Source organism: Streptomyces sp. NTD91 (assembly GCF_059510455.1).
The window spans coordinates 118017-132043 of the sequence record NZ_JCAJZW010000011.1 but is presented as its reverse complement, the minus strand read 5'-3'; the positions used below and the strand labels follow the sequence as shown (position 1 = coordinate 132043).

Here is a 14027-nt window from a genome sequence, read left to right as displayed (position 1 = left end):
GAGTTGCTGACGTTGCGTCAGGGTGTCTGCGCGTCAGAAGGTCTGCAGCTGCGGCCAGAGGACCGTCGCCGCTCCCCACGACAGGCCGCCGCCGAACGCGGTGAGCAGCACCCGGTGGCCCGGGGCGAGCCGCCCCTCGGCGGTGGCCTCGGCGAGCAGGAGCGGGATGGAGGCGGCGCCGGTGTTGCCGACCCGCTCGATGTTGCTCAGCCGCCGCTCGCCGGGGATGCCGAGCCGGTCCGAGACGGCTTCCAGGATCCGGGCGTTGGCCTGGTGGGCCACGAACCGGTCGACGTCGGCCAGGCGCCAGCCGGCCCGCTCGGCGGCCTCGGTGGACGCGGCGGTCATGTGCTCCACCGCGTGCCGGTAGGTGTCCCGGCCGAGCATCTGGAAGCAGTGGTCCTCGGGGGCGGCCGGGCGGCCGGTGGACCGCTGCCGGGAGCCGCCCGCGGGCACCTCGATCAGATGGCTCAGCTCGCCGTCGCTGCCGAGCACCAGCGGTCCGAGGGCCCCCGGTTCGTAGGGCGAGCCGGCCCGCAGGACGACCGCGCCCGCACCGTCCGCGAAGATCACCGCAGTGGTGCGGTCGGCGGGGTTGATGATCGTGGTGAAGGCGTCGGCGGCGACCAGCAGCACGCTGTCGGCCACCCCGGCGGCGATCAGCCCGGCGGCGGACGCCAGTCCGTAAAGGAACCCGGAGCAGACCGCCGCCACGTCGAACGCGGGCACCTGCCCGAGCCCCAGCCGCGCCGCCACCTGCGGTGCGGTCGCCGGGCAGGGCTGGTCCGGGGTGGTGGTGGCCAGCACCACCGCACCGACCCGTTCGTCACCCGCCGACTTCAGCGCCCGCAGGCCCGCCTCGACCGCCAGGTCGCCGGTGGACGTGCCCGGCGAGATGACGCAGCGCTCGGCGATGCCGGTGCGGGACCGGATCCAGGCGTCCGAGGTGTCCAGCCGGGCCGCCAGGTCGTCGTTGGTCACCCGGTTGGGCGGCACGTACGACCCGATGCCGGCGATCACCGCGGCCCGCCCGGTGCTCATGCGCCCGCCTCCGACGAGAGGACCTCCACGGGCAGGCCCATGTACGCCATGCGCACCTCGGCCATCTCGTCGGTCCACCGCTCGGCCATGTCGTAGCGCTGCTCGGCGGTGGTGTCCAGTATCCGCACGCCCGGCCAGATCTCGTAGTCGCCGATCAGGTCGGCGTGCTCGAACATGCCCTCCTGGAACAGCTCCTCGCGGTGGATCACGAACTCCCGGTCCGGGATCTCGTCCCACAGCTTCACGCCCGCGCGCAGGATCTCCAGCAGCCTCGGCCTGTACTCCGGGTGCTCGACGACGTGGTCGCGCAGGATGGTGCTGGCCACGGTGAGGTGCCGGATCTCGTCGATGGCGGTGCCGCGCGAGATCTCCCCGGTCGCGGGGGACAGCGGGGTCCACTTGCGCTCGCTCAGCTCGGCGGCCGGAGCGAGCACGCCCTCGATGACGATGGCGAACACGGCGACCCCGCCGGGGAAGTCGGCCCGGTCGCGGACGATGTCCAGGGTGAAGTCCACCACCGGGTCCAGGACCCGCTTGCGGTAGTCGCGGGCCATCTCCTCGATGTCCTTCAGCAGGGTCCGCTGCGGAATGCCCAGCTCAACCAGGTGCTGTCGGAAGACCCGTGCGTGCCGGGCCTCGTCCAGCAACTGCGTGGCGTAGAACTCCATCTGAGGGATGCCGGGCGCGATCGAGACGTAGTGGCCGAGCAGGCGGGTGGCCAGTTCCTCGGCCAGCGCCCGGAAGCCGAACTCCAGCACCAGGGCCTCGCGCAGGGGTCCGGGCGCCCTCAGGAAGTCCGGGGTGATCGCGCTCTCGTGGTGGCCGGTCGCCCCTCGGTCGCGCAGGGTGCCCTGGGCGACCGAGGTGATCCAGTAGGCGAGGTCGCACTGCTCGGGGCCGAGAGTGAGTTCCTTCGCGCCGTCCAGCAGACCGGGAGCCTTCTCCCAGTCCGCCTCCGGTGCCACAGATGCGGTCATGACGCGGCGGCCTCCTTCGCCGGACGCAGGGAGCCGGCGTACAGCCCGCCGGCGTAACTGAACAGCGGCAGCCCGTCGTCCGCCGTGGCGCGCACGACATGGCCGAGCAGCAGTTCGCTGTCGCCCGCCGTGTGCGCGGAGTGGAAGCGGCAGACGTAGTGGGCGAGCGCGCCCGCGATCAGCGGCGCGTGCGCGTACCGGTCCGCCGTCCAGGCCAGGCCCGCGAAGGCCGCGTCGCCGTCCGGCCGGGAGCTGTCCGCGAACCGCCGTGCCACGCCGGCCTGTTCGCCGCCGAGTACGTTGATCGCGAACCGGCCCTCGGCGGCCGCCAGCCGGGCGAAGGACGAGCCCGCCCGCAACACGACCCCGACGAGCAGCGGTTCGCGCGAGACGAGGGTGACCGTGCTGGCCGTCGTGCCGTGCATCCGCTGCTCGGGTCCGGTGGTCAGCACCGACACCGGGGAGGCCAGGTGGTACAGGGCGCGCCGGCGTTCGGCCGGGTCCTGCCGGACCGGGCGCCGTACGTCCGTGGCGGTGGTCATCGCACGGCCTCCGTCCCGCGCACGGCACGGGCGGGCACGTGTCCGACCGGCACCGGGTCCATGGCGTGCCCGACCGGCTTGGGGTGGGGCAGGCCCAGGTCGTCCAGGAGCCTCAAGTAGCCGTCCTGGCACACCGGTTCGAAGGGCAGCGCGAAGGACTTCATGAAGTTGCCGAACAGGCCGCGGTCGCCGAACAGATGGAACGGCAGCACCAGCAGCGCCCACTCCGGCTTCACCAGCCAGCACCACAGCGCGGCGACCGCGCCCTGCGTGATGAGGCTGTGCATGACGTTGTAGAGGACGTAGTACGCCTTGGGGATCGGCCGGCCGCCGCTCCTGCGGAACGCGATCGCGCCGGGGACGTAGCCGATCAGGTCGATGTACAGGAACAGCCCGAGCGCCGGCAGCCAGCGGATGTCACCGAAGTGGTAGACGATCAGGCCGGTGGTGACCGCGAGGCCCACCAGGTACTCGGCGCGGTGCAGCGAGTAGGTGCGCGGGGTCTCGAAGGGGTTCGCCTGGTCCATGTCAGCTCCTCGCCCGGGTCCTAGGCGCCGACCGCTGCGGGCGTGGTCAGTTCGATGCCGCCCTGGATGCGCACGGCCGGGAACAGGCCGGTCAGCGCCCAGGCGACGGTCTCCTTGATGACCCGCTCGGCGATCGGGTCGAGGATGCCCTCCAGGCTCGGGATGCCGAAGTCGAAGTCGGCGTCGAAGCGGACGGTGACGTCCTCCTGGGACTGCTGGACGGACCAGGTGCCGGAGAAGGAGTCGAAGTCCCCGTCGGACTGCTCGAAGCGGATCACGCCCTCCTCCGGCACGACCACGTCGTCCTCGGTCCAGCGCAGCAGGCCGCTGCGGAAGTGCAGCTCCCAGCTGGAGGAGGCCTCCGGGTCGGGGTAGGAGGCGTGCACGGTGGTCGTGTTGACGTGGGGCGCGAGGTCGGGGTACTTCTCCCAGCGCCGGACGGCGTGCAGGACCGTCTCGGCCTGCTCCGCGGGTATGAGGGCATCGAGTTCGACGTGCCGCACGATCAGTTACCGCCTTCCGGCATTGTGGCCGCGCCCTTGATCAGGTCGCGGGTGGCCAGGTCGAAGGAGTTGACGAGGAAGTCGACGTCGGTGTCGTCCAGCACGGCGGGCGGGGTGAAACGCACCACCGAGCTGCCGTTCATGGAGTGGTTGGCGACCACGCCGTGGTTGAACAGCTCGATCAGCAGCTCGCCGGCGAGGCCCGCCTCGACCAGCTCCACACCGATGAGCAGGCCCCGGCCGCGCACGTCCACCACCAGCTCGGGGATGTTGCGCCGGGCGACCTCCGCGATCCGCGGCAGCAGCCGGGCGCCGAGGTCCATGGCCCGGGTGACCAGGCGCTCCTCCTTCACGGCCCGGATCGCGCCCTGCACCGCGGCCATCAGCACCGGCTGGCCGGAGAAGGTGGCGGTGTGGACGTAGGGGTCCTTGTCGAAGGGGCGGAACGCCTTGCGGGTGGCGACGGCCGCCGACACCGGCATCACGCCGCCGCCGAGCGCCTTGCCGGTGAGCAGGACGTCCGGTACGACGCCCTCGATGTCGGCGCCCCACCACTCGCCCAGCCGCCCGAACCCGGACTGCACCTCGTCGAGGATCAGGAAGCCGTCGTACGCGCGGACCAGCTCCTCGACCCGCTTGAGGTAGCCCTTGGGCGGGACGATGACCCCGCCCTCGCCCTGCACCGGCTCAAGGATCACGCACACCTCGCCGGGGTGGGCCTTCAGCTCGGCCTCCAGGGCGTCGGCGTCGCCGTACGGCAGGTGCTGGAAGTCGGGCACGAGCGGGCGGAACGGCGCCTGGTAGACGTCCTTCGCGGTCGCCGACAGGGCGCCGAGCGTCTTGCCGTGGTAGCCGCCGCGCATCGAGACGGTGCGCTTGCGGCCACCCGCGCGGGCCAGCTTCAGCCCCGTCTCCACGGCCTCCGCGCCGGACAGTGCGAAGTGCACCCGGTCCAGACCGGGCGGCAGCACCGACACCAGCGCCTCGGCGGCGCGGGCCACCGTCGGCTCCAGCAGGATGCGGGTCGCGGTGGGGTGGGTGCGCAGCTGGCGCTCCACCTCCTCCATGACGATCGGGTGCCGGGCGCCCATGATGAACACGCCGTAGCCGCCGGCGTTCAGGAAGCGCTCACCGTCGCTGGTGGTGAGCCAGGCGCCCTCGGACGCGACCTCCATGTGACTGCCGAACAACTCGGCGAGCGTGGCCCGGCCCTTGCTGAGATGGGCACGGTAGAGACCGAGGATCTCGGCCTCGTCGTCGACGGCCGGGGCCGCCGGTGATTCCTGTACAACGGTCACGTGTCACTCACTCCAGGAAGAGGGGTGGGGAAGCGCGCCCCACCGGGGCGCGAAGCCGTGTCGATGTGCGGCTGCGCCGCGACGGGGCCCTGCCGGGTCCGGGCGAAGCCGAGGACTCGCCGGAGCGATCAGCGACGACGAACCCGCGGCCGCGCACGCGGCCCTGCCGACCGAGCTCTACGCCAGAACCAGTGGCCCTCCGCCGAAGTACGCGAGCAACGGCTCCGACGCGGCGACACGGGACGGCGGATGAAAGGCCAGCGCACGCGTCGCGGCAGCGGCCTGCGCACTCGCGGAGTTGCTGATGAACTCGAGCCCGCCCAGCAGCTCCAGCGCCCGCCCCACGATCGCCGGCAGCGCGTTCTGCACGGCGTACCGGGCGACCAGCACCCGCGCCACCGACTCCTCGTCGCCGGGCTCGGCGCCCGTGCCGCGGGCCACGCCCTCCAGCAGGGCGAGGGCGGCATCCATGTCGACGGCGAGGGCCGCCCGCTCCTCGGCGCCGCCCCGCTTGCGCTCCAGCACCTGCTCCACCAGCGCGGCCGCGGCACCGGCGTACCCGGCGGAGATCAGCATCTCGAACCAGACGAAACCGGCCGACTGCAGGTCGTCCAGGCGGGTGGGGTCGTCGGCGCCGGCCCGCACCACCATGTCGGCCGGCACGAACACGTCCTCCAGGCGGACTTCGTCGCTCTCCGCGCCTGCCAGCAGGTCGTTGCCCCAGAAGGGGTGCACGGACAGGCCGGGCGCGCGGGCGGGCACGATCGCGAGCGCCAGTTCCGGCTCGCCGCCCTCCTCGCCGTGGATGGCGATGGACGCGGTGAGCAGGCTCATCGAGCGGGACAGGCTGCACGGCTTCTTCGACCCGGACAGCAGGAACCCGCCCTCCACCGGGCGCGCGGTGACGGCCGGCTTGAGGATGTTCTGCGCGGTACGGCCCTCGGCCCAGCCGGAGGCCATCACCTGCTGGTCCGGCACGATCCGGTGCAGCAGTTCGGTCTGCGCGGCGGTGAGCCGGCCGTCCTTGACGGCGAGCGAGTACAGCATGGCGGCGGTGAAGTGGTGCATGGACACGGCCGCGACCAGGGAGGGTGACAGCGCGCCGAGGGCCAGCTGGACGCGCAGCGCCTCCAGCGGGGCGGCGCCGTGGCCGCCGTAGGACTCGGGTATGAGCAGGCCGACCCCGCCGTGGATGCGGAACAGGTCGATCACCGGGCTGCCGGGCCGCTCCCGTTCGGCGTAGGGGAGCTGCTCCAGCTCCTTGAGCAGTCCGGGGTGGAACCGCTCGCAGACGGTCCTGGCGGCATCGAGGGAACGCACGGGAAACCTCCGCGGGACTCTGGGTGGTGGTCAGGCGCCGAAGACCGCGTCGTACGGGCTCACGTCGCGGGCGATGCTGACTCCCTGCACGTGGGAGGTCTTGAGCATCGGGTAGTTGGCCTCGCCGAACGCGCCGCCGGTGCGGCCGGTGCCGCCGTGGCTCGGCAGGTACGGCAGGAAGCCGATGTGCGAGTCGTTGACCTTCAGCAGACCGCCGTTGACGGTGCGCCGCACGAAGGTCTCCACGACGTGGTCCGAGCGGGACCACAGAGAGTTCCGCAGCCCGTAGTCGTTGCTGTTGACGAACTGCAGGAACGCTTCCAGCAGGGCGTCGTCGTGGTCGCGTTCGGCGACCACGATCGGGATCAGCGGGAAGAAGGTCTCCTCGCGGACCACGTCGTACGTCCGCGCCCGGTCCAGGCCGTCCACCCGCACCACCGTCGGCTGCAGGAACACGCCGGTCTCCGAGACCGTGCCGTCCAGCTCGGTGCGGTGACCGCCGGTCACCAGCTCGGCGCCGTTGTCCAGGGCCTGCCGCAGCAGCCGGAAGAACCGCTCGCTGCGCCTGACCGGCGACAGCAGTACGTCCTCCTCCTCGGGCAGCCCCGGACGGATGCCCTTGACCTGCTCCTTCACCTCGGCGATCAGCGCCTCGGCGACGTCGGGGTGGGCGAGGACGTAGTTGGGCACCATGCAGATCTGTCCGGAGCCGTAGAAGGCCTCCGTGATCGCCTCGGCCGCCCACTTCACGTCGGCGTCCTTCCACACCACGATGCCGTCGTTGCCGGCGAGTTCGAGGATCGGCTTCTTGCCGTGCGCCACGCACTGCTGCTCGAAGCGCAGGCCCTCCTGGCTGCCGCCGATGTAGAAGATGTCGTCGATCAGCGGGTCGGCGATCCAGCGGTCCATGGTCTGCTTCGGGTTGGAGCACACCGCGTTGAGCACCCCGGCGGGCGCGTCGATCTCCTCCAGCAACGGGGCGACGACGTCCCGCAGCAGCCACATCGTGGACAGCGCGATGCTGCGCGGCGCCCGCACCACGACCGCGTTGCCGGCCATCAGGGCCAGCACGCACAGCGCGGCACTGGGCAGCGGGGCGTTCTGCGGCGGGTTGAAGGCGACCACGCCGTCCGGCTGGCGGTGCAGGATCAGCTTGCGGCCGTTGTACTCCTTCTCCACCCGCATCTGCTTCAGGTACCAGCGCAGGGAGCCGGGGGCGTAGATCTGCAGCAGGCAGCTCAGCTCCCAGCGGGCGAGCTTCACGGGGTGGGACTCGGCGACCAGCATGCGCAGGAACTCGTCCTGGTGCTTGATCAGTTCCTCGCGGAAGCGGGTGCCCAGCTGCATCCGCCGCTCCAGGGGCACGGCCGCCCAGTCGGGGGCGGCAGCGGCGGCGGCCTGGGTGGCCAGGTCGATGGCGGAGTCGTCCGCGATCGCGCAGCGCCCGACGACGTAGGGGTGCCTCGCCGCCTCGGACTCGGGGTCCTGCTCGAGGGAGCGCTTCAGGCTCACGCTGGTGAACACGTCTTCCAGCAGGGAACGTCCGCTGACGGTGTAGACCCAGCCGTCCCCGGCGACGTCCTTGCCCGCGATGTAGAGGTCGTAGCTCTTCAATCCGGAAGGTGCCTCAGCACTCTCCTCCTGCGCGGCTTCGCGAAGCATCTTCAGCCTTTCGGATATGGCGTGTGGATTTCTTGAAGCAAGGCGAGCCTGACAGCGGAATCTGACCCGGCGCTGACGCCCGGCTGACCGGCCTGATCCGGCCAACCCCGGCGGTGGGAACCCGTCAGTGGGGCGTCAGCCGGCGCTGCTTGCATGAGGCGCATGCCACCTGTCGACAGCACGAGCCGGCGCCTGCGTGAGCTGCCGCGCAGCGAACTCGCCGAAGAAATCGAGTCAATCGTCCTCGGCAGATTCAAGGCCGTTCTCCTCATGGACGATTCCGAGGACCTTCCGCTCGACATCAGCTATTTCGATCTCGGCCTCACCTCGCTGCGGCTGACCGAGATACGGCAGAGCCTGGAGCAGCTCCTGGACCTGTCGATCAACGTCAGCGTGCTCTTCAACGAGCCGACGATCGCCCATCTCGTGGACCACCTGACCCAGGCCATCCAGGAAGCTTGAGGAGTCGCTCCATGCCGCGTACGGAGACAGAGCAGGCGCCCGAGCCGGTCGCGATCGTCGGAATCGGTCTGCGGTTCCCCGGCGGCAGCGGCTCGCCCGACGAGTTCGACGCCTTCCTGCGGGAGGGCGCAAGCGGGATCGGCCCGATCCCCCGGGACCGCTGGGACGTGGAGGCGTTCACCCCCGAGGGTCCCGACGACAAGGGCAAGATCATCGCCTCGGCCGGCGGATTCCTCGACCGCATCGACCTGTTCGACGCGGGCTTCTTCAACATCTCGCCGAAGGAAGCCCGGTACATGGACCCGCAGCAGCGGCTGCTGCTGGAGACCGCCTGGCAGGCCCTGGAGCACGCCGGCATCGACCCGGCCCCGCTGCGCCGGGGCAACGGCGGCGTCTACATCGGCGCCAGCTCCATCGACTACGCCCTGGAACTGGACTCACTGCCGTACGAGGAACTGGACGGCCACCTGGCGTCCGGCATCACCATGTTCCCGCTGTCCGGCCGGCTGTCGTACTTCCTCGGCTGGCGCGGCCCCAGCATGAGCGTCGACACCGCCTGCTCCTCCTCCCTGGTGGCCCTGCACCTCGCCGTGCAGGCGCTGCGCGGCGGCGAGACCGACATCGCGCTGTGCGGCGGCGTCAACGCCCTGCACCATCCGCGCATCCCGGTGATGTTCTCCAACGCCCAGATGCTCGCTCCCGACGGGCGGTGCAAGACCTTCGACGAGGCCGCCGACGGCTACGCGCGCGCCGAGGGCTGCGGCATCGTCGTCCTCAAGCGGCTGAGCGACGCCGAACGCGACGGCGACCGCGTCCTCGCGCTCGTACGGGGTACGGCCGTCGGACAGGACGGCGACAGCGCGGGCCTGACCGTGCCCAACGGTCCGGCCCAGGAGAAGGTCATCCGCAGCGCGCTCGACGCCGCCCGCCTCAAGCCCGGGGACATCCAGTACGTCGAGGCGCACGGCACCGGCACCCCGCTCGGCGACCCGATCGAGTTCGGCGCCATCGGGGACGTGTTCGTCGACTCGCACACCAAGGAACGCCCGGTGCTGGTCGGTTCCGTGAAGACCAACCTCGGCCACATGGAGCCCGCCTCCGGCATCGTCGGCGTCATCAAGACCGTGCTCCAGCTGCGGGCCCGCACGATCTATCCGCACATCAACCTGCGCACGCCCTCCGGCCGCATCCCCTGGGACCTCTACCCGCTGCGGGTGCCCACCGCCTGCGAGCCGTGGGAGGCCGAGGTCCGGCGCGCGGTCGTCAACAGCTTCGGGTTCGCCGGGACCATCGGCGCGGTGGTGCTGGAACAGGCGCCCGAGAGGGCACCTGCCGCCGAAACGGCGGGCGCGCCGCCGCTGTTCACCCTGTCGGCGAAGAACGCCACCGCACTGCGCGAACTCGCCGCCGAGTACCGCAAGCTGGTCGACGAGCAGCCGCTCGGAGCGCTCTGCCACAGCGCCAACACCACGCGCGCCCACCACCCCTACCGCATCGCCGCTCCGGTCGCCGACCGGGCCGCGCTGACGAGGCTCCTGGACCGGGCCGCCGAGCAGGAGCACGAAGGCCCCTCCGGCATCCGCAAGACCGCGTTCCTGTTCACCGGCCAGGGCTCCCAGTACCCCGGCATGGGCGCCGCCCTGTACGGGGCCTTCCCCGTCTTCCGCGCCCATGTGGACGAGTGCGACGAGCTCTTTGCCGACCATCTCGGCCGCTCCGTGAGCGAGTTGCTGCTCGGCACCGCCGACGACCCCGAGGCGGTCGACCGCACCGAGTACACCCAGCCCGCCCTGTTCACCCTGGAGTACGCGCTCGCCCGGCAGTGGATGGCCTGGGGCGCCCGGCCCAACGTGCTCATCGGGCACAGCATCGGCGAGGTCGTCGCCGCCGCCGTGGCCGGACTCTTCGACCTGCCCGACGCCGTACGGCTGGTCGCCGCCCGCGCCCGGCTGATGCAGGCCGTGCGCACCGAGGGCGGGATGGCCGCCGTCACCGCGCCCGTCGAGGACGTCGAACCCCTGCTCCAGGGACGCGACGACCTCGCGCTGGCCGGGATCAACGCCCCCGACCAGACGGTGATCTCCGGCGCCACGGCCGCCCTCGACGAGGTCACCGGCATCCTCACCGGCCGGGGCGTCCGCGTCGAGCGGCTGAAGGTCTCGCATGCCTTCCACTCCCCGCTGATGGCCGAGGTCTACGACGACTTCCGTGCCGCCCTGGACGGCCTCGCCTTCCACGAGCCGCAGATCAGCATCGTCTCCAACGTCACGGGCCGGCTCGCCCGGTTCCGCGACATCGGCAACGCCGACTACTGGGTCCGGCACATCGGCGAACCCGTCCGTTTCCTCGACGGCATCCGGGCCGTGGCCCGGCGCGGCCGGCACGCGATGGTCGAGATCGGCCCGCAGGCGGGGCTCACCGCGCTCGCCCGGCGCGGCGTCACCGCCGAGGACCACCTGTGGCTGCCCAGCCTGCGCCGCCGCGACACCACGACGGCCACCACCCTCACGGCCCTCGCCGACTACTACACCGCCGGCCTGACCGTCTCCTGGACGGGCTACCACGCCGGGCGACCGACGCCGGCCCGGGTGGACCTGCCGACGTACGCCTTCCAGCGCAAGCGCTACTGGCTGCCCTCCGTCACCCCGCGCCGCTCCGCCGCGGGTGGCACCGCACGGCACCCGCTGCTCGGCGTCGAGGAGCGGTTCGCCAGCGGGGTGAGGGAGTTCACCGCGGAGTTCACCGCCGAGGAGCTGGGCGCGCTCGCCGACCTCGCCGACGGCGGCCGTACCGTGCTGCCCGCCGGTGCCTACGTCGACCTGCTGTTCGCCGTGCAGGACGCGGTCCAGGGCCATGCCCGCTCCGCCGTCCACGACCTGAAACTGCTCGCCCCGCTGGAGCTGCCCGCCGAGACCCTGACCGCGCTGACCACCCGCTGGCGACCCCGGCAGGGCGGCGGCGCCGAGGTCGAGGTGTTCACCACCGTCGGCGGCGAGGAGAACCTGCACGCCACCGCCGTCGTCGCCGCCGCACCCGAACCCCTCGTCCCCGTCTCGGAGCTGGCGGAACTCGACGCGGCCCTCGCCCCGGCCGCCCAGCACATCGACGACGAGGACATCTACACCGACCTCGCCTCCGTCGGCCGCCCCCAGGGCCCGCGCATGCGTCTGCTGCTCCGCGCCGCCCGGCATGGCGACGGGCTGGTCACCGGCGAGCTGACCGGACGCGACGCCACCGCCGTCGAGCACGTTCCGGCCGAGCTGCTGGAGGCCGCCGTGCAGGCCCTGGTCGTCCTCGACCCCGAGGGACCGGTGTTCGTGCCGCGCGAGATCGCGGCCGTACGGCACTTCCGCAAGCCGCGCGGGGAGAACCTGCGGGTGCTGGCCCGGGTGCGCGGCGAGCAGGACCGGCGGCTGGCCGATGTACTGCTCCTGGAGAACGGCGAGCCGGTCGCCGAACTGCTCGGCGTCCGCATGGCCCGGCCCGACGGCCGCGCCGGCCGCCGCCAGTTCCTGCACCGCCCCGACTGGGTGCGCCGTGCCCTGCCCGCCCGCGAGCACGCCCCGGCCCGGCACGTGGTCCTGCTCGACCCGTCGGCCGCACGCGCCGCCGAACTCGCCGCCGAGCCCGGTCTGAAGATCACCTGGCTGGCCGACCTCACCGACCTCAAGGCCGCCCTGGAGGACCCGACCGTCACCGACGTGTGCCGGCTGTGGCGCCAGCGCCCCGAGCCGATGTCCGCCGGGCGGCTGCGCGCCGAGTGCGAGGACAACTACCGTGAACTACTCGCTCTCGTAGGGGCGTTGGAGACAGCTGCGCGCCCGCCCCGGCTTTGGCTGGTCACCGAGGGTGCCCAGTGGCTGCCCGGCGACCCGGCCGGTGACGGCGGCCACCTCGGCGCCGCCACCCTGTGGGGCTTCGGCCGGGTACTGCTCACCGAGTACCCGCAGTACCGGGCCACCCTGGTCGACCTCGCCCCCGGCAGCGGCCTCGCCCCGCTCGCCGAGGAATGGCGAGCCGAGCCCCCCGGCGAATACCAGGTCGCGCACCGTCCCGGCCGCCGCTATGTGCGCCGGCTGCTCGCCGGTGACACCGCGCTCACCTGGACCGGAGGCTTCGAACTGCGCGCCCCCGACTCCGGCGACCTCTCGGACCTGGCCCTCGCCCCGGCCGCGGACCGGGCGCCGGAGGCCGGCGAGGTCCAGGTCCGCGTGCACGCCGTCGGCCTCACCGCCGAGGACGCCCGCACCGCCCTGGACACCGGCCGGGCCGAACGTGCCGAAGAGGCCGCCGAAGAGGGACCGCCGCCGCTGCTGGGCCAGTTGGCCCGCGGCACGGTCCTCGCCGCCGCAGCCGGCACCGGATTCGCGTCCGGCGACGAGGTGCTCGTCCGGTACGACGGCACCTTCCGCTCCACCCTCACCGTCCCCGTCCCGGCCGTCGTCCACGCCACCGGCTCCGACGACACCGCCCCACGCTTCCGGCTCGACGAGACCGGCGAGGCCCTGCGCACCGCCCTCGCCGAGTCGACCGGACGGGCCTGGGTGACGCTGCCGGAGGACATCGAGGAGGAGCGGCCCGAGGTGGACGACGGCCCCACCGGGCTGCGCGCCGACCGCACCTACCTGGTCACCGGCGGCCTCGGCGGGCTCGGCCTGGTCACCGCCCGCAAGCTGGCCGCCCTCGGCGCCCGGCACCTGACCCTGGTCAGCCGCAGCGGCCGGGCCACCGAGGAGGCCTCTCAGCTGCTCGCCGACCTCGCCGCCGACGCCGAGATCGACGTCGTGCGCGCCGACATCTCCCGCCCGCAGGACGTGCAGCGGCTCGTCCGGCAGCTGGCGGCCGGGCCGTACCCGGTCGGCGGGATCGTGCACGCCGCCGGCTCCTACGACAAGAAACTGATCTCCGAGCTGACCTGGGAGTCCATCGACGCCCAGCTCGCCGCCAAGGCCTACGGCGGCTGGCTGCTGCACGAGGCCGCCGAATCCTCCTTCCCCGAGCTGGAGTTCTTCGTCACCTACTCCTCCATCGCCTCCGTCCTCGGCGGCGCCACCCAGGGCCACTACGCCGCCGCCAGCGCCGCCCTCGACGCGCTCGCCGAGTGGCGCGGCCGGCGCGGGGTGCCGGGCCTGTCGGTGAACTGGGGCGCCTGGGCCCGGGTCGGCATGTCCGCCCGGCTGGAGGAGCACCTCAGCCAGGAGATCGAACGCAGCGGCGTCCGCTTCTTCTCCCCGACCCGCGCCCTGGACACCCTCGCCCGGCTCTGGGGCCGGCCCCGCACCCAGCGGATCGTCGGCGAGTTCGACTGGGACCGCTACGTCTCCGGCAGCGTCACCGGCGACCTGTTCTACGACCGGCTCGCCCGGCACACACCCGACGAGGACGGCACCGGCCTCGACCTCGGCGCGCTGGCCGCGCTGCCCGAGGCGGAACGTCTGACCGCCGTCACCTGCGTGGTCCGCGAGAAGGTCGCCGCCGTCCTGCACCTGGAGGAGGGCGACGAACTGGACGTGAACTCCGAGTTCGTCTCGCTGGGCCTGGACTCCCTGATGGCCCAGCAGGTCAAGTCCGCGTTGGAGCAGGCGCTCCGGCTGCCCCTGCCGGCCTCCCTCACCCACGACCACCCCACGGTCCGCGCGCTCGCCCGGTTCGTCGCCGGGCAGCTCGCCTAAGGCAGCGTGAACAGCAAGGGACG

The 14027-nt window shown here is 72.5% G+C and carries 10 protein-coding genes; 2 read left to right on the top strand and 8 right to left on the bottom strand.

The genetic code is table 11. The annotated features are described in order from the left end of the window. Window positions 1–33 precede the first annotated feature (33 nt). The 8 genes from AC5WRT_RS14865 to AC5WRT_RS14830 all read right to left on the bottom strand — a co-directional run bounded on the left by AC5WRT_RS14865 (window position 34) and on the right by AC5WRT_RS14830 (window position 7870). Window positions 34–1041 (bottom strand): beta-ketoacyl-ACP synthase III, encoded by a 1008-nt coding sequence (locus AC5WRT_RS14865; protein WP_496094142.1) that lies wholly within the window; start codon window positions 1039–1041, stop codon window positions 34–36. Then, the gene (locus tag AC5WRT_RS14860) at window positions 1038–2018 is read right to left on the bottom strand and encodes a ferritin family protein (RefSeq protein ID WP_496094143.1); all 981 of its coding nucleotides are present in this window, start codon (window positions 2016–2018) and stop codon (window positions 1038–1040) included. The genes AC5WRT_RS14865 and AC5WRT_RS14860 overlap by 4 nt, the downstream gene beginning before the upstream one ends. Then, a complete protein-coding gene (locus AC5WRT_RS14855; RefSeq protein ID WP_496094144.1) occupies window positions 2015–2560 on the bottom strand; it encodes a flavin reductase family protein in 546 nt (181 codons plus the stop codon). The genes AC5WRT_RS14860 and AC5WRT_RS14855 overlap by 4 nt, the downstream gene beginning before the upstream one ends. Next, complete coding sequence (locus tag AC5WRT_RS14850) at window positions 2557–3087, bottom strand: hypothetical protein (RefSeq protein ID WP_496094145.1); 531 nt, start codon at window positions 3085–3087, stop codon at window positions 2557–2559. The genes AC5WRT_RS14855 and AC5WRT_RS14850 overlap by 4 nt, the downstream gene beginning before the upstream one ends. A gap of 20 nt (window positions 3088–3107) precedes the next feature. Next, window positions 3108–3590: a type II toxin-antitoxin system RatA family toxin gene (locus AC5WRT_RS14845; protein ID WP_496094146.1), complete on the bottom strand. Its 483-nt coding sequence runs from the start codon at window positions 3588–3590 to the stop codon at window positions 3108–3110. 2 nt (window positions 3591–3592) lie between these two features. After that, window positions 3593–4888, bottom strand: a complete 1296-nt coding sequence (locus tag AC5WRT_RS14840; RefSeq protein WP_496094147.1) for an aspartate aminotransferase family protein — start codon at window positions 4886–4888, stop codon at window positions 3593–3595. A gap of 177 nt (window positions 4889–5065) precedes the next feature. Continuing rightward, window positions 5066–6208 (bottom strand): acyl-CoA dehydrogenase family protein, encoded by a 1143-nt coding sequence (locus AC5WRT_RS14835; protein ID WP_496094148.1) that lies wholly within the window; start codon window positions 6206–6208, stop codon window positions 5066–5068. Window positions 6209–6238: 30 nt separating this feature from the next. Further along, window positions 6239–7870 carry an aldehyde dehydrogenase family protein gene (locus AC5WRT_RS14830; RefSeq protein WP_496094149.1) on the bottom strand — a complete coding sequence of 544 codons (1632 nt, stop codon included), beginning with the start codon at window positions 7868–7870 and terminating at the stop codon, window positions 6239–6241. A 162-nt stretch (window positions 7871–8032) separates the two neighbouring features. Here AC5WRT_RS14830 and AC5WRT_RS14825 point away from each other — a divergent pair, with 162 nt between their 5' ends. Next, on the top strand, window positions 8033–8332 hold the full coding sequence (locus tag AC5WRT_RS14825; protein WP_496094150.1) for an acyl carrier protein: 300 nt from the start codon (window positions 8033–8035) through the stop codon (window positions 8330–8332). A gap of 11 nt (window positions 8333–8343) precedes the next feature. Beyond that, window positions 8344–14004, top strand: a complete 5661-nt coding sequence (locus tag AC5WRT_RS14820; RefSeq protein ID WP_496100300.1) for a type I polyketide synthase — start codon at window positions 8344–8346, stop codon at window positions 14002–14004. Window positions 14005–14027: the final 23 nt, after the last annotated feature.